Below are 17,571 nucleotides of genomic sequence, written 5' to 3' on the forward strand. Positions count from 1 at the left end.
GGATTTTCCGGCGCCGTTTTTCTTTGGAATCCGGCGCGCCGGCCTGTCATTAATGTTGCCACTTTGTTCTCATTTCGCTAGATTGAGATCATGCTGCTGTCTGACGAACTTTTCCCGATTGTGCTGCCTCGTGGCCTGACTTACCTGCCGGAGTATCTGAGCGGGAAAGAAGAACAGCGTCTGCTGGAGGCGATAGAAGAAGGTCCGTGGGATCTGACCTACGCCAGACGGCGCAAGCATTATGGCAAGGCCTATCAGGAAACGCCGAATCTGCGCCCCCTGTTGATGCCCGCCGCAATCATCCGGCTTGCAACGCGGATTCACAGCGAAGGGCTGCTGCCCTATGTGCCGCAAAAAGCCCTGATAAATGAATATCTTCCGGGGCAGGGTATAGCGGACCATGTAGACCGCGCCGATTGTCGCGGAGGTAAGGTAATTTCCGTGTCTCTGGGCTCCGGCGCCGAGATGCGTTTTATTGAACCAACGGGGCGCAGGCACCACATATACCTTGAACCCCGCTCTCTATTGCTGTTCGAAGGGGCTGCACGGGACAGTTGGACCCACGGCATCGCCGGCCGCCATTCCGACCAACGCCACGGCATCACAGTTGCCCGAAAACGCCGCCTCTCCGTAACCCTGCGCTGTGGACCAAATAAACCCCTTGCCCCCGCCGCCCAATCCCAATAAACACGCCAACGGAGACGTGGCCGAGTGGTCGAAGGCGCTCCCCTGCTAAGGGAGTAGACGGGTTGAACCGTCTCGAGGGTTCGAATCCCTTCGTCTCCGCCACAAACAAAAAACGAACCCATTTAAATCGGTGCGTTGAGTTGTGGCGGTAATGTTTGTCCCCTTTGAGGCGGGCTTCGCCAGTATTCCAAAATCTTTCACGATTTAAAATATTGAGTGCAAGCGACAGAGATTGGACGATACGACAGAAGAGAATACTCATCAAACGTCAGATGTAGATATGTACGCACTCTCGGAACACTTCCTGTAAATTCCCTAATTTGGGTTGGAGGAAGTATTCATGACTAACGATGAACGCGACATTCAACGCAAACTTTGAGTACCGCAGTACGCCGAAATGATCGGTAATGCCCGCAAAGCCTGCCGATATTTTGGAGTCAGCAGGTCCAGCTTCTACAGATGGCGCGCAGCCTATGAAAAGTATGGTAAAGCCGGTTTAAAGAATACCGGTTCTTCACCCGTCCCTGACCGGAAGACTCTCTTGATGGCGGGAAATGGAACGTCACCTTAGGCAGATCGTATCTTAAGGCGACGTTTGGATCGCTCCTACGGTAGAAATTGCAGAATACTTAAAAGGGCAAGGCGGACCTTATGGCGGGAAGCCTGAAATACGGGCTTGGATCAAACCTAACACACTTAGGTCAACACAGGGAGAGGGCCGCTATCCCTTATTAGGGTGTCATCCAAAAGGTCTCAAATTGCCCGAGAAACGGGGGGCGCCGGTAGATCATCCATTTGTGGATTGTTTACCCAACATCCAATCAGCTGCTTCATCCGGCAACCTTACCGGACAAATAACCAATCAGACACAGGCCCAAGGTACCACTGCTCTCAGCTTCGGGCAGCGGCACCTGAAATCCACGAACCGATCGGAAGCTCGCTCTAGGCGAGACGAGCGAATGCCGGAATTCACACCTTCTTTACCTTGCTTGTGCCTTTGGCAGCACACACAGCATTTCATAAAGCAGGTTTGCAGCCATGACAGCTGTATTGCCGGAAGGGTCGTACGGGGGGGAAACTTCGACGAGGTCACAGCCCACGATGTTCAGACCGGCGCAGCCGCGCACGATCTCAAAGCCTTGCGAAGCCGTCAGCCCGCCAAACTCTGGCGTCCCTGTACCCGGAGCGACAGAAGGATCGAGGCTGTCGATGTCAAAAGTCAAATAAACCGGCCGCTTTTTCACTTGTTCGCGCACCTTATCCATTACCGGCGCCAGTGATTTGTACCAAACCTCTTCAGCCTGAATAACCGTGAAACCCCAACTGCGTCCGGTGTCAAAATCGTCCGCTTCGTATCCGGTGCCGCGCAAACCGATCTGGAAGGTGTTGGCAGCATCAATCAACCCTTCTTCATAGGCACGGCGGAACGGGGTGCCGTGGGCGATTTCGTTGCCAAACATGTGGTCGTTGATGTCGGCATGAGCATCGACATGGATCAGTGCCACGGGGCCGTGTTTTTTGGCAATCGAGCGAAGCACCGGCAGGGACAACGTGTGATCGCCCCCCATGGTCACCGGCACCACGTCATGTTTCAACACCTCGTCGTAGAAGTCGGTAATCCGCTTTACCGTATCCTTAAGGTCAAATGTATTGACTGGCACATCCCCGATATCAGCGACCTGCATATGCGCGAATGGCGCTGCTTTCGTCCACATATTGTAGGGTCGCAGCATTGTGCTCTCTGCTCTGATCTGTTTGGGGCCAAAGCGTGTGCCCGAGCGCCAGCTGGCACCGATGTCCATAGGAATACCAATCAGGGCCGCGTCCAGTCCTTGGGCATCTGCAGCGGATGGCAGACGCATGAAGGTTCCAGGCCCGGCGAAGCGTGGCATTTCGTTACCGCCGAGCGGTTGGTTGTAGCTATCCGACATGGTGCTGTTCCTGTTTTTTTGTCTAAGTATCCAGTCGCCCGGAGCAGTTTTTGAAGATCTGTATCAAGTTGGGATCAAGCCGCTCAGACGTCTTTTTCACGCAGCCAGTTTGTTATGAGTTCCCGATAACGTACCCCTGAGAACGACTTGAAATGCCCCCCGTGCACAACGCGGGCCGGAAGGGAAAGCAAGCGTTTCATGCTATCGACATATTGCGCCATTTCCACCGGATCGTCGCTTTCGATCAAAGGTCCGTCGTAGAGAACATCACCAGAGATCAGCATCTCTGTTGCAGCTTCCCAAAGCGCGATGCCGCCCGGACTGTGGCCGGGTGTATGAATAACCTCGAACTGCCGATCTCCCAGATCAATAATGCTGCCATCGTTAAGAATCCGCGTGGCAGGCGCAGACTTCACTGTATAGGTAGATGACTGGTAAGGCTCCGGCGGCAGTTCGGTAAATATATCGTCCTTCACATAATCGGCAGCCCAGGTATTCTCCCGGGTTGGCGCGGCGAGGATGTCTGCTTCCGCAGCGTGGCATAGACGGCAATCAAATTCATGGTGCGTGCCGATATGATCGAAATGGGTATGGCTGGCCACCGCATCCAGCGGGCGTTCGCTCACCAGTGGCACCCATTCGCGGAGGGAAAGGACACCCATTCCACTGTCTACAAGCATGTCCTTATCACGCCCGCGGACATGCCAGATGTTGCATCGGAAGAACTCCTTGATGTGGGGTTCGTCAATCCAGGTCACACCGTCCGAAAGTTTGCGGATTCGGTACCAGTCTTCGGGTCGTGCGTGTTTCATACATCGGCCTTCAGTGTCATTGGGCTGGACGCAAAGAGCGGTATAGTCTGATCTTCGAGAGGAAGCGCGCCTATTGGCAGATGCGCGACGTAAGTCTGGCCGCCCTGCTCGACAGTCTGGAAGTGGCACCGGTGATAGGTGCCAAAGAAAGACGCTTCGGTAAGCCGCGCATCTCCCAGACTGATGTCTCCGGTAAGGCCGATGTTTTCGGGCCGCGCAGCATATACCGTCCCCGCACCGGCAGCGCGTCCTACCTGCGCTTCAGGGATCATGTTCAAATCACCCATGAAATTGGCGGAAAACAACGTTTTAGGGCGCAGATAAACCTCCTCCGGAGAACCGGCATGTTCAACTTTGCCGTTATTCATGACAGCGATCCGATCCGCGATAGCCATTGCTTCCTCTTGGTCGTGGGTCACATGCACGAAAGTCGTGCCAACTTTGCGTTGAATGATTTTCAGTTCTTCCTGCATCTGGCGACGCAGCTTGAGATCGAGAGCGCCAAGCGGCTCGTCCAGCAGCAACACCTCCGGCTCGACCGCCAAGGCCCGCGCCAGAGCAACACGCTGGCGCTGGCCGCCCGACAATTCGTGTGGCTTGCGTCCGGCCTTGTCCAGCAGCCCCACAAGATCGAGCATCTCATCTGCCTTGGCATTGCGTTTCGCCTTCCCCTGACCGCGCATCCGCAACCCGAACCCAACATTGTCGCGAAGGGTCATATGCGGAAACAACGCATAATCCTGGAACATCGTCGTGGTCGGACGGTCCTTGGCTGCCACAGGGGACATATCCTGCCCCCCGATCCACACTTGCCCTTCTGTCGGGGTTAAAAACCCGCCGAGGATGAACAGCAACGTCGACTTGCCACACCCCGACGGGCCGAGCAGGACGACGAATTCGCCGGCTGCAAATTCAAGATTGATGTCGTCAAGTGCCTGAAACTCTCCGAAGTTGTGGCTTAGCGCCTTTAGCGAAACATTAGCGGTCATGTCTTGGACTTTCTGAAAACGGTCAGTTCCAACAGGATCAGGATCACGATGGACACAAGAAACACCAGCGAGCCGATGGCATTGGTTGCAGGGGATAGGCCCGAGCGCAGCATAGACCAGATCTCGACAGGAAGGGTGACGTCAAATCGGGTCAGCAGGAAGGCGATGATGAACTCGTCCCAACTGAATGTGACGGAAAGGAAGAACGCCGCCAGCAGCGCGGGTTTGAGCATAGGCGCGGTCACAAGAAACAGCACCTGAAGATCCGAAGCTCCGAGATCCCGCGCAGCGCGTTCGGCGTTTTTCTGGTGGTCGCCCATCGCGGCAAAAAGGATCGCAAAGCAGAGCGGCAGGTTTATCACCACATGGCCGATCCCAGTGGTCCAGAGTGACGGACGAAAACCGAGATTGTTAAACACGGTAAGCAACCCGAGCGCGATAATCAGATAGCTTACGGTCATCGGCGCGATCAGCAGGCCCCTCATCAAGATTGACCCTGGCAGCTTGACCCGTGCCAGCCCCTGCGCGGCAAAGAACCCCAGCAAAAGCGCCACAGCGGCAGAGATGATCGCCACGGCAAGGGAATTGCGCAGCGCTTCCATCATGCCACGATCTGCCAGTACCTGCCCGTACCATTTCAGCGTAGGCCCGTCGAACGGCGGCACTGGCAAACGGCTGTCCTGAAAAGAGAACAACACAAGCACGATTACCGGAAGAAAAATGAAAACGAAGATCGCCGCCATATAGAGCCAGCCTAACATCCGCATCAGACACGCTCCATCTTGAGCCAGCGTGCCGAAGCGGCGTAGGCAAGGGTTACGATCACCATCAAGACAACGGACAGGGCCGAAGCCATCGGGAAATCCCCGCGCCGCCCCAGTTGCAGCATAATGAGTTGCGGCATGCTCAACTCGTTATTACCGCCAAGAATCTGCGGCGTGATATAGTCGCCAATGCACAGCACAAACGTCAGAAATGCGCCGGTCATGATGCCGGGAAGGGTCAGCGGAAGTATCACCAGACGAAAGGTATTCCAGCCATTCGCGCCAAGATCCGCGGCAGCGCGGGCATAGTTCGGCGAGAGCTGGATCAAATTGGAATAGATCGTCAGCGTCAGCAGCATGACAAAGAAATGGACGAACCCGATAACTGTAGCCGCCCGTGTCGCCATAATCTGGATGGGTTCATCCAGAATGCCAATCCCGATAAGCCCTTGCATCAGCACGCCGTTTTGCCCCAACACCAGTGCCCAAGCATAAGAGCGCACGACGTAAGAGGTCCAGAACGGCAGCACTGCAAGCATAATTGCCAGTCGCTGGTAGCGTTCGGGCACCTGCGTAGCGATGATCCAGGCCAGAGGCCAAGCCAGCAGAACAGAGAGTATCGTGACGGTGACCGTAATCTCGAGCGACACTACGATACCCTTGAAAAGCGAGGGTTCTGTGAAAATCTTGACGTAGTTTCCCAGATCAAAATCCTGCACGATCTGGCGCCCTTCGAGATGCGCAAGACTTAGCACCAGCATCACCAAAAAAGGCACCACAAAGAAAGCACAGGTCCAGATCAGAGCGGGCACGGCAAAGCCGAAGCTGCGCCGTCGCTCCTGTTGTTCCATGGTCATCAACCGCTCCTTGGCTGGCAGAGAAGCGGGACAGGCAGCAACGCCTGTCCCTTTAAAGGTTATTGCTGGAGCATGTCGGTCCAGAGGTCCTGCATGGCAAGATCAAGATCGGCATCCGGTACAGGGTAAAGCTGGGTGCGGGCAAGATAGTCACCCTGCTCGTCCCACCGCAACGCGCCTTTCTGGGCATCGTCCAGCACGTCTCCGGCTGCCTTGTTGGCCGGCATTCCCCAATAACAAGACGATGTCGCCAGCCGCGCCTGCCCCTCGGGGCTGGTGATGTATTTGACGAACTCTACAGCAAGGTCCTTGTTTTCAGAATCTTCCAGCACTGCGATCGACTGGGACCAGCGCAGCGCGCCCTCTTCCGGCACCGACCAGTCCAGTTCCGGATTTTCCGCGCTCAATACCGCCGTCACCCACTCGCCGCCGCCGATCAGAATGTCGACTTCGCCGGTGGCCAGTGCGGTTTGGCTTGCCACAACATCACTAACCTGAAGGGCCGCTGCCTTTAGCCCGTAAGCCCGGTCGCGCAGCGCTTCCACCGCGTCACTGTCCAGATCGGCCGTGGCAACGCCCTGCTCTAGCCCGATCAGCCCCAGCACCGGCAGATAATAATCATAAACGGCAATACGTCCGTCATATTTGCCCGACCAAAGGCTGCTCATGTCCTGCATGTCTGCGGGATCAACCTTGGACGAATTGTAGGCAATCGTATTGTAACCGAACTTTTCGGTGACAGCGTAGGTTTTGCCATCGCGGCCGTTGTGGTCTTCCATCACGATTTCGGGGAAGAAAGAAGCCGTTGGAAGGGCATCGCCGGGCAACGGGGCCAGCAGCCCCTCATCAACAGCACGACCAACGTCGACTGTGTCGATCACCATCACATCCCAATCGCCGGGTCGTGACTGTTCGAGAATGGCGAGCCCTGCCGCAGTTCCTTCGTATTCCTTGACGTTAACACGCACGTCATGAGCCTTTTCGAAAGGCTCTAGCAGCGCAGGATCGGTATGGTCGCACCATACCAAAGCGTTCAGGTCCGCCGCTTGTACCATTGAAGTAGAGATGAGGAGCGCCGCAACACCCCCAAATCCGGAAATTTTGCCATTTTGCATTTTAGTCCCCTGTTGGTGAATTGTTTTTATTGGCATTAAACTAAACATAGGGATATATTAAACTTCCGGTCAACCTAAAATTTGAATGACTATAAAAATGTGAGTGCCCATGGGACTAAGAGAGCGAAAAAAAGCGGCAACAGCGCAGCGGATCATCGAGGAAGCCTCTCGTATGTTTCAGGAAAAAGGCTATGAAAACACGCGTATCGAGGATGTTGCCGCGAAGGCCGAGCTGTCAGCCGCGACCTTTTACAACTACTTCGGGTCCAAAGCCGACATCCTACTGAGCTGTGTATCAACCGAAACCGAGCTTGTGCTCGCCGAAGCAGATCATTGTATCGAACAGTCTTATGACACTGCCGCGATGGGATTCGACGCGCTGGTCGCAACCTATTTCACCACGTCCTTCACAAAAACGCCGCGCTCGCTCTGGCGCATTGCGGTATCTCAATCCATGCTTGACCCAAGGGCGGAATTCTCGCTGCGCTATGTGGAAATGGACAACCGCCTTTCAAAACAATGCTGCCGCTTCGTGCGTGTAATGAAGGAGGCCGGGCTCATTCGGGCAGAAGTGCCATCCGAACCGGTGGGCGAGCTATTGTTCAATAACGTGAACATGAACTTTATCGACTACATTCGTAGCGACACCCTGACAGGCGAGGATGTCAGGGCCGTCGTGAACCGGCAAAGCGCACCGATTTTCGATCTGATTTCAATGTAAGTTGATACCCAAGCCCTGCCGCGGATTTGGTCTGGCATTACCACATCCTGCCCACGCCCATCTGTGCAGGCTTGCATCCAGCGTGAAATGACCCGAAGCAGAGCAAAGACAAGAACGCTGACACCCATGGCGGTATGGGTCGACAATAGCCCGAAATAGCCTTCGCCACGCGGCTCCGCGAACCATTGTGCCCAGTAGATCAGCGCGTAGTTTGTGATGAAGGCCGCGTTTATCGTTAGTCATGAATACTTCCTCCATCCCAAATTAGGGAATTTACAGGAAGTGCCCCGAGAATCCGTACATATCTACAGCCGCCGTATACTCCACCAGTCATTCACGTCAGGGTTAACTGCAGTCATGTGTCGAGGCACGCCGATATGAACGGCAGCAGTACCTTTGGACCACGTTTTTATACGGGGTTCCTTCCTCAGACAGACCTCAATTAGGCGAACGGCCGCTGCTCTTTATGGTGTGACACTAGTACAGGCTGTTTCTACCGCGCGCAGGCCGGCTCCAACCCGGAACAGTTTTTGGATGTCGCGCTCCGCCATTAGAAGATGGTTCTGACGTCGCGGCTGCTCATTTTCTTGGGGGAGACTCAAATCCCCTTTTGGCACCATGTATGTGTTTCAGTGCCCGGTGTTCCAATTGTTCAGCGTCGACATGTCCACGCCAAGGTCATCAGCAACCTTATTACGCTTACTCGCTAGTGCGATACGCACCGCTTCCTGACAAAATTCTTCCGCCCGTTACAATCCCGAAGTCAATCGCCTTTGTTGCTGTAAATGCTATCAAAGGAGCGGAACAACTCCGTGACAGGTCCAGTTCGAACTCCCGTGTGTTGTGCTTCAATAGTTTGCCAAATGAAAGCGGACTGCGCCTAATACAAAACACCAACTTTTTCTAAAGAGGAACGGAAGGATTGGTTATGGCTGGTGTGTCCAAGTAGTGCCTGTCCTGTAAAGCAGCTTGAACTGCTGTGTACGAAATCATTGAACGTACAGATTGTACAAAGGTACCTGCAAAAGTTTTTCTTTACATAATTTAACAAGTTTAGCTAAAATTGGTTAGCCAAAGTGGGGGGCGGCATTTCAATTTAAAGGTTTCGAGCGCGATTTCATCCAGATTGGGGGATGGACTCGCAAGTTCGCTACGAAACCAGTGTCGGATCTTCAATAGCCAAGGGGGTCTGTAATGCCGGTATTTTCTAAAGTCATTTCGTTCGAAATGGGTGACAGAGGTCAGAACACGGACGGTAGCAAAGCTGTCGTGTCCAAAGACAATTCGTTAGAAAAAATTAGTACCAAAGACAAGCTTATTTGGGATCCCGATAGATGGGAATACCCGGAAGAGAATTTCGAAGATAGTAATCTGAAAGTTTGGGCCGACATCAAATTTGGTATCGAGCCCTATATTAAGCTCCCTTCGCTGACCGGGTCATTCACCTCTAGCCTGTCGTTTGAACTGGATGTAGAGATCGGAAACGCGGTTCTGCCGTCAAGCGACGGCTCGACTCACGGTTTTACTAATCGCGACAAATTTACCTTTGATGTGTATGATTACAAAACGGTGAAGGCCGAATTTTCCAATGTAGGATTTGGCGGTCTGACCGCAAGCGTCGGGCTCGATGCGTTTGTGCGTTTCCAAGCCGGAATAGAATACGAATGGCCCGTTTTACTACGATGGCTGCCTGATGTTGATTTCTCTATCGATACGGCTGGCATCATCGGTGACGATGAAGGCAGAATCAACGTATTCGAGCTTTCTCTGGGCGGCAACGAGGTTTCTATCGGGCCGGTTTCAATCGGAGGTTCCCCTCTTACCGGCGTGGATATGCAACACACGGAACTCGGGGCGCTTAAGCTGACAAAGAAAGAGAGTGCGGAAGATAATTTTGCCTATTTGAAGGTGGATTTAGACAATTTCATAACCACAGTTCTAAAGGCGATTCCCGCGACTGCCACTGTTGGCACAGCGCTGGAGAACTCTATCTTTCTTGATAAAGATCTGTGGAGTTTGTTCAAGAAGAAGAAAGACGATAGTGCCGGTGATGACGATGATGATGAAGACGAAGGTGGTCTCATCGGATTGATCAAGGATCACATTGACGCCAAAGCGACAGTCTTGAACATTGAGGCAGAATTCGGCCTTGCCCTGACCGAGCAGCTTACGGTTGATTATACCAGCGGCGAAAGTTTCAGAAGGGAAGGCCAGAAAGTAGACCTGCCCGGCGTAAACATCACTCTGCAACGGCTGGATGATGACGGCATAATTACAGGCCCTACAGTAAAAACATCACTTTCCAAACTTTTGAACAGCAGCGCAGAAACGCTTGAGACGCCGGAAACCGGCACGGGGCATGTCACTTATCAGGCGACCTATGAACTGACAAAGGTGGCCTTCCAGCATAGATACGGGATCAATTTTAATGCCCAATTGATCATTGAGGCTTTGAAGCTTGAAGTCAAAGCGCCGGGCATCTCTTTTGAAGTTGGCCCCGCCTTAAAAACTTCGATCGCTCCGAGTTTTGCCAATTTTGATCTGTTCAGTTTGCCCGAAACCAGATCCAATAATTTTGCAGACAAGTTTGAAACCGTTACTCAAAATTACAGTTTTTACTATACCGACGCGCCGGACCCGGATTTTGACATCAACGCTCCGTCGCGGGAACAAGCGCTGGAAGCGAACCTTGCGTTGCTGGAGTCTCAAGGGCCCTCAAAGGTTGCGGCTGGAGACCCGACATATCTTTGGGCGAATTCTACCACGCTGAACTATGACCCGCAGGATTTGCTGCCTTCCAAAACCTTGCGCTTTCCGCGACAGGATATGTCAACAGACGAGTCTGATTGGGAGATGTACGGGACAAGGTCCCGTCCTGCACCAGATGGATTTGCATCAGTGGTTGTATGGCGCGGGGTGGAAAATGCGCGTTCGGACAACGATGATACCCGTTTGGTGGACTTTGGCAGTTTTGATATCAACAGCGCAGATGACTCTGCAATTTGGGGCGCGGGAGTCGTCCATCTTTCTTCCGAGGCTGACCGTCCGGGCCTTCAGGCAACCCTGATGGGCGCAGCAGATGCGAAGGATCTGTTTTTCAACAGCACGGACGATACCAAACTGCGGAAAATGTTGCTTGGCGCGAATGAACGGCTGGAGTCCTATCTGCCTCTCTTGTTCGGTGCCGAAGGTGTCAGCGGGATAGACGGCCCGCTGGAGGATACGAATATTATCTACGGGCAGGTTGAGGATCACCGTGTAACCACCCTGACGGTTGATACCCAGTTTTCTGTCATCGGTACGCAAGCAAATGATCTGGCCATCCACGTGCACCGAACCGAAGGCGGAGGCACGGTACCTACAGACGCGCTCGACCCGAAGTCCAAGGCAAGCCAGACTGGCTTCGGGGCATTTTACGACGGGCGCAAGCACCATCCGATTACCGAAGGATGGTGGAACGAAGAAGATCGTTTTGTTGCAAATTTCTCCGAGGAAACCGCTTTCACCATTGTTTGGGACCTCCATGCTTCGGTGCGGGCGCAGGACTTGTTTGACAAGGAAAAGCTGTTTGCGAGGATCGACCTGACCAACGAGGTGACGCAGGAAAAAGACGGCTATGTAGTAGGAAACTTTGAGGCGGTGTCCCTTGTGACCACTCAAGGCGATGATGTGATGATCCTGTCCCGCGGCAGCGACTGGCTGTCCACTTTGGGTGGGAATGATCTTGTCACCTCCCATTGGGATCTGAAACGCGATGTCATCCGGCTTGGGGATGGCGATGATATTATCAACGTTAAATTTGCGGATTCCGATCTGCTTCTGAATAAGGCCAGACTGCAAATGGCAGTGGCCGACGTCATTGAGAATTTCGCAACCAAAGCCAAAGAAGCAACCGATGGCGATGTGAATGCCGCAAACCGTCTGTCGCGGGTCGATTTAACAATCGCGGACGAGGTTCACGGCGGGCGTGGTCTAGATGTCGCGGTGCATTCCTACAGGGATAACAACGCTTTCGCCGCACATTTGGCGTTGGAAGGTGCACCTTGGGGGCTAAGTGCGGACATTACAAAACGGTATCACGATCTGGCGGACGGAAGCGGACGTACCGGCTTGAAAGTCGGTTTGGGTGACGGGCTCACCTATGGCTTTGACGCCCTGAGCAGCAATTTGACTCATTTGCGTGCAACCCATTCAGCTTCCCTCCTAGGCTCCCTTGATGAAATGGCCGAGCGGGACTCTGTTTTGGGAGCCTCGAAAATCGTCTATGAGGATACCTTCAAACTCGCTGAAATCCGGATCAAAGAGGGTACAGGCGCGGGCTTTGACGGTTACGTATCCTTGCGAACTGAATACGATGGAACGGTCGAACATATCGGCGTAGTCGTGGATGACTGGCTACGGTACACTGTGGATGATCTCGACAGTGAACTCGTTGACTTCGGCGGGGAACCAGCCTCTACAGCGATGCTATATACCGGCGGCACCCGTTATGTTGGCCATGCGAAAGACATTGAGAATGTTCGCTCCGGTAAAGACCTGTTGATTGCGGACTTTGGCGTCTACGAGCGTCTTTTCGGCACAGGCCACGGCATCGCAATTACAGCCGACGGTGGCGAATATTCTGCACTGGGTTCCGTGATCAGCGGAATTGACAGATGGAATGTCGCGGGCACGGATTACGGCGACCAGATCAATGGCGGCCTTTACGATGACAGGATCGACGGCGGTGCCGGGAATGATGTTCTGGATAGCGGAGCATCGGGCCATGATGTGATTTACGCCGACGCAGGTAGTGACACGGTTGTCTGGCACGGCAAAGGCAGCGGCTTTTTCTCCGGTGAGTCAGCGTTCGACTTTTTCAATCCTGACCCACACCTGGACCACGACCGTTTTTTGATTTCGGCGGCAGATGACACAGGATCGGGTATGGCCTGGCAATTCCGTCGCCGAGTGATTGAAGACGGTGTCGAAACCTCTAGGGATGATGTCTATAATCTGAGCGTAAAAAGTGACGTTGACGATCTTACCGGGCTTTGGGACTGGAAGTCCCCGACTGATTATGCGTCGGTCTCGCTGAAGGACGGTGCGTTTGCAAGGTTCTGGTATTTCGAGGCCGTTGATGTTGTCACAGGCAGCGGTGACGATCTTCATATCTACACGGGCGGCGAACTTTATGACGCTGGCGCCGGCAAGGACGTTTTCTTCGGTGATTTTTCCAAAGAGATCGCCCCCATCAATTTGCGGGCCTACGGTAATCCCGCAGAGGTCGAATTTGCCAATGGCACCGTGCTTCGCAACTTTGAGACCTATGTGATACGGGGTACGAACGGCGCTGATCATCTGGAAGGCGGCAGCGGCAACGACTACCTGAATGGCGGGGTTGGGAATGACGTGCTCTTTGGCACAGCAGGCTCTGACACGTTATTGGGTGGAGAAGACGGAGATGTAGTCGTCTGGGATTCCAACCGCCCCGGAATACTCGACGGGGAGCCCTTGTCCACGTCGTACGCGGATGGTGGTGAAGGTGAAGACGCGCTGATCGTTCTGGGGGACAAATTCGCCAGAATGTATTTCACGGTTGACGTTGACGGTACCTATTACGATCTGCTCTCGCTGAACAACTTTTCAAATTCCTATATCGCAGAACATGCGCTGGATACAGTTGCAGGACTGACCGGCAAGATAGACACCACGATATATTCTACAGTGGAGATCAAAAAGGGGTCTGGCACCACCGTCCTTTATAACAAATTAGAATTCACCAATTTTGAAGTAACTACCTTCAGAGGCGGTAAGGAAGCCGATAGCATGATCATGATCGGTGAGGGCATCTACAGTGGTGGCGAAGGTAAGGCCGATCTGTTCGCCGGCAACTTTAGCAGTTTCGGGGCAGTCTCAACCGATTTGCGGGTTGACGGGGCCAACCTTGCAGGAGCCAGCGTATCAGGCTTTGAAATATTCGCGTTGCAACTGGGCGGGACCGACGACAAACTTAGCGGAATAGCGAGTATTGATGCCATCGACGGCGGCGGCGGCGACGATATTCTGTCAATCGACGATTTCCACCGTGGAGATGGTGTGGAAGGTGGACTTCCCGCGCGGGCAGGCCTGCTGCGCGGCGGCGGTGGCGATGATGAAATCATCATTCACGGCGGCTATGCCAAGGTTGAAGGCGGGGCTGGAACGGATGAACTGACATGGTCCGGAGAGGGCATCACAGAGGAGATCTCTGTGGCGTACATTGAAGGCCGTTCGGTTGTATATCTTGCCCAAGCGGAAGGCGCGTTCACTCTGGACGGTGCGGAACACATCCTGAACAATCTGGACAAGGCAGACATCCTGAGATACTCGGCCACCAATGTTCGACTGGATTTCTCCGGTTTTGAAACCAGCCACATCACGCTGAGCGATGCAAAAGCCTCGCTGCTTGTGGCGACCTCTGGCGAAAGCTGGCTTGTCGGCGGCTCCTATGATGATACGCTGGTCGGACGTCACGGCGATGACAGGCTCGCAGGTAGCCTTGGGTATGACCACTATGTGGTTGGAGCCGATGCGGGCCACGATGTGATCGTCGGTGAAACCTCCTTTGGTGGCAAGCTGATGATTGTAGGCAGCGCGACCGCAGATGTCTCCGCACAGATCATCGCCCATACAGAAGGTCCGGGCAGTGATGGTGAGTCCGCAAGCTCTGCTGCGACAACCAAAGACCTGTTGATCACCCATGCCGGTGGCACCGTGCGCATATCCAACTGGATCAACGCGGCAACCCCCGAAGGTTTCGCCTTTGATGTAGAAACGACGGACGGTTCTTTTGATGTGTCCGCACTGCTGTCCGCAGACGCGGTTCCAACCGGCGCGGCAGAGTTCTCGGCCGTGTTTGCCCCGTTGGAGGAAGAGCCCGAAGACGAAGCCTTCCATGATGTGACTGTGATCAATGGCACGGCAGATCGGGATGAACTGACAGGCACGACGGGTCATGACATTATCCACGGCGGCGCGGGTAGTGACATCTTGCATGGCAATGGCGGCGGCGATGTATTTGACGGCGGTTCTGGCGAGGACATCGTGTCCTACCGCGATATTTATGAGGGAACAGCGGATACTGTGGCCTCCCTTGCCATCGGGCGCGGCATCGACGGTGCTGCGGCCGGCGATACTTATATCGGTATCGAAACCCTCATTGGTGCCGAGGCGTCCCGTAACCGTTTAACTGGTGACGACGGGGCAAACGGTTTGATGGGCGGTGCCCTTGAGGACATCCTGTCGGGCGGCGGCGGTGCCGACCAGCTTCTCGGGTTTGAGGGCGACGACAGCCTTTATGGGGGAGACGGCAATGACTTGCTGGTTGGCGGTGACGGATCGGATGTCCTGAGCGGTGGCGCGGACAATGACGTGCTTGGCGGTGATGCCGGTGACGATTGGGTTGACGGTGGCGCAGGCGACGATGTGATCTTTGGCGGCGACGGGCATGACACGCTGAACGGCGGCGCGGGCAATGACACCTTCGGGTGGGACAACACCGTTGATCCGCTGCTGGCGACTGCGCCGGATGTCATCTACGGAGGCAATGGTGACGCCGACGTGATGGACTTTGCCGGTGCGGATTTCGCGATCTGGTTTGTAAACAACCTGACCGGCGGCGTGGAGGCACTGACCAATGGCACAGGGGCAATAGACCTTGGTAGCGAAGACGCGATGGTCGCCCTTGCCGATATTTCCGGAGTAGAGCGGTATTTGGGCTCTGCCTTCAATGATGTGGTCACGGATTATGAAGGACACGCCTTTGATTTGGGCGAAGGTAACGACCGTTTCATATTGTACGAGGGTTCCAAAGGGGGCGATTACACCGGCGGCAGCGGTCTTGACGGGATAAGCTCAACCGGGTCTCTATTGCAGGGCATCAACGTGGACCTGTCCAAAAAACGCTATGTGGACGGCTTTGGCGGCGAACACCGCGTTTCAGAGATTGAGGTCTTTGAAGGCACCGGCAAACGGGATGTCTTCAAAGGGGACGACAACAGCAACATTTTCTTTGACGGCGGCGGCAGAGATAAATTCAAAGGTGCGGGCGGTGAGGATGTGCTTATAGCCGCCACTGCGCGCAAAGGCACCAGCGACATTTATGATGGTGGCAAAGGCCATGACGCCATCGACTACTCCAGTGCCAAGACTGATCTGCTGGTTAATCTGGCCAAGGGTGTCGCCAAGGATACCAGCGCAGGCAAAGGCCGTATCGGTAAAGACAAAGCTCTCAACTTCGAGGAAGTTTACACCGGTAATGGCAAAGACAAAATCATCGGTTCTGCGGCTGACAATATTATTGATGCTGGTGGCGGACGGGATGTCATCATCGGGGGGGCTGGATCGGACATCATTGCCGGAGGAGAAGGCAACGACAAGATTAATGGTCATGGTGTAAAGCGTGGCGTGGACGGTTTTGATATTGTTGACTACTCTGGCATGTCGCAGAAACTAAAGATTACTTTCGGCAACAAAACAGAGGTCACTTCAGCTGGCAAAAATGGTTGGACCGACACGCTGACAAATATCGATGCGGTCGGCGGCAGTGGAAAGTCAGACAAATTCAATGGTAGCAAAACTGACGATACTGTTTTGTATATCGGAGCCCCCGGGGGAGGTGGATTTGACAAGTTCAACGGACGCGGTGGACGGGATACAATTGACTTTTCCGGCTTTGGCGCGTCTATCGTCGTGGACCTTTCTGTGCGGCCAGTAAAAAATAAAGCACAGGTGACAACTAATGATCTGGAATCTGCAACGGATGAAAGCGGTACGTTCCGCAAAGTTGCACAGTTCAAAAATGTTGAAAAAATCGTGTTTACCGAATTTGACGATGTCCTTTTGGGAACAAAGAGATCGGACTTTGCCGCAGGTGGTAGCGGGATTGATGTCTTCGTAGGACACGCCGGTTCGGATAGTTTTGAGGGCGGCCACGGAAAAGATTGGATCAGATATGACCTTGAAAAAGGAAATGCGCTTAACGAACTACCCGCCGGTGTAATCGGTGATAAAATCGTAGTGTTCAGCGGGGTCGTTGCTGACCTTGGCGGCCAGATGTTCGACAAATCAGGTTCCTACGATACGTTTGGGGATTTCGATGCACTACATGATATCGAAAATATCGCGGCGACAAATCGCAATGACTTTGTGCTTGGAACCGATTCAGGCAACGTGATTGTTACAAGCGACGGCGAAGATGTAGTCTACGGGGCGCGTGGCGCTGACGAGATTTTCGGGGGCAATGGTAAGGATGTGATTTCGGGTGGCGATGACAACGATCTGATCGATGGCGGTGGTGGAAACGATGGGCTCTACGGCGAAACCGGTGATGACAAGATCAACGGTGGAGGCGGGAATGATCTTATTTCCGGAGGGCTCGGTGATGATCTGATGACAGGCGGTGCCGGTGCAGATGTGTTCCTTATGGAGTATGAGTCCGGCGAAGACACGATTATGGACTTCGCGTCCGGAGTAGACAGGATCGATTTCCGGAGTCTTGCAGTTGATGGGGAGAAGTTAACCATTGAAAATTTCCTGATCAGCGTGTCGCCTGCTGGTCATCTGGTGATGCAGCTTGATGCTGACTTGGATAGTATTGCAGACGGGCCATCACTGACCTTTTATGGCCTTGGAAGCACAACACTGACGTCGTCAGATTTCTTGTTCTAATGACA

General features: G+C 53.9%; 10 protein-coding genes, 1 tRNA gene and 1 pseudogene. 5 read left to right on the top strand and 7 right to left on the bottom strand.

Going from position 1 to position 17,571, the window contains the following annotated elements; all coding sequences use genetic code 11:
• Window positions 1-90: 90 nt before the first annotated feature.
• The 3 genes from C0U40_RS01860 (at window position 91) to C0U40_RS20285 (ending at window position 1,258) form a co-directional block, all read left to right on the top strand.
• Entirely contained in the window at window positions 91-687 is a 597-nt protein-coding gene (locus C0U40_RS01860) for an alpha-ketoglutarate-dependent dioxygenase AlkB (protein WP_101654047.1), read from the top strand.
• A 10-nt stretch (window positions 688-697) separates the two neighbouring features.
• A tRNA-Ser gene (locus C0U40_RS01865) sits at window positions 698-789 on the top strand.
• 295 nt (window positions 790-1,084) lie between these two features.
• Window positions 1,085-1,258 (top strand): helix-turn-helix domain-containing protein, encoded by a 174-nt coding sequence (locus C0U40_RS20285; RefSeq protein ID WP_286134735.1) that lies wholly within the window; start codon window positions 1,085-1,087, stop codon window positions 1,256-1,258.
• A gap of 409 nt (window positions 1,259-1,667) precedes the next feature.
• On the opposite strand, the gene speB is transcribed toward C0U40_RS20285, so the two are convergent.
• From speB to C0U40_RS01900, 6 genes are all read right to left on the bottom strand, one after another.
• Entirely contained in the window at window positions 1,668-2,618 is a 951-nt protein-coding gene (gene speB / locus C0U40_RS01875; protein WP_101654048.1) for an agmatinase, read from the bottom strand.
• A gap of 83 nt (window positions 2,619-2,701) precedes the next feature.
• Window positions 2,702-3,430: an MBL fold metallo-hydrolase gene (locus tag C0U40_RS01880; protein ID WP_101654049.1), complete on the bottom strand. Its 729-nt coding sequence runs from the start codon at window positions 3,428-3,430 to the stop codon at window positions 2,702-2,704.
• On the bottom strand, window positions 3,427-4,419 hold the full coding sequence (locus tag C0U40_RS01885; protein ID WP_101654050.1) for an ABC transporter ATP-binding protein: 993 nt from the start codon (window positions 4,417-4,419) through the stop codon (window positions 3,427-3,429). Before C0U40_RS01885 ends, C0U40_RS01880 begins: the two co-directional genes overlap by 4 nt.
• The gene (locus tag C0U40_RS01890) at window positions 4,416-5,186 is read right to left on the bottom strand and encodes an ABC transporter permease (RefSeq protein ID WP_101654051.1); all 771 of its coding nucleotides are present in this window, start codon (window positions 5,184-5,186) and stop codon (window positions 4,416-4,418) included. The genes C0U40_RS01885 and C0U40_RS01890 overlap by 4 nt, the downstream gene beginning before the upstream one ends.
• Window positions 5,186-6,040: an ABC transporter permease gene (locus C0U40_RS01895; protein ID WP_101654052.1), complete on the bottom strand. Its 855-nt coding sequence runs from the start codon at window positions 6,038-6,040 to the stop codon at window positions 5,186-5,188. Before C0U40_RS01895 ends, C0U40_RS01890 begins: the two co-directional genes overlap by 1 nt.
• A 59-nt stretch (window positions 6,041-6,099) precedes the next feature.
• A complete protein-coding gene (locus tag C0U40_RS01900) occupies window positions 6,100-7,155 on the bottom strand; it encodes an extracellular solute-binding protein (protein ID WP_101654053.1) in 1,056 nt (351 codons plus the stop codon).
• A gap of 109 nt (window positions 7,156-7,264) precedes the next feature.
• On the opposite strand from C0U40_RS01900, the gene C0U40_RS01905 reads away from it, so the two are divergent.
• Window positions 7,265-7,876 carry a TetR/AcrR family transcriptional regulator gene (locus C0U40_RS01905; RefSeq protein WP_101654054.1) on the top strand — a complete coding sequence of 204 codons (612 nt, stop codon included), beginning with the start codon at window positions 7,265-7,267 and terminating at the stop codon, window positions 7,874-7,876.
• A 527-nt stretch (window positions 7,877-8,403) separates the two neighbouring features.
• Here the strand turns inward: C0U40_RS01905 and C0U40_RS20290 are convergent.
• Window positions 8,404-8,598 (bottom strand): annotated as a pseudogene (locus C0U40_RS20290) (IS3 family transposase); the annotation flags it as partial.
• A 472-nt stretch (window positions 8,599-9,070) separates the two neighbouring features.
• On the opposite strand from C0U40_RS20290, the gene C0U40_RS01910 reads away from it, so the two are divergent.
• Window positions 9,071-17,566: a calcium-binding protein gene (locus tag C0U40_RS01910; protein WP_101654055.1), complete on the top strand. Its 8,496-nt coding sequence runs from the start codon at window positions 9,071-9,073 to the stop codon at window positions 17,564-17,566.
• Window positions 17,567-17,571 lie beyond the last annotated feature (5 nt).

This window comes from Neptunicoccus cionae, assembly GCF_002860325.1.
Taxonomy (GTDB): Bacteria; Pseudomonadota; Alphaproteobacteria; order Rhodobacterales; family Rhodobacteraceae; genus Amylibacter; species Amylibacter lutimaris.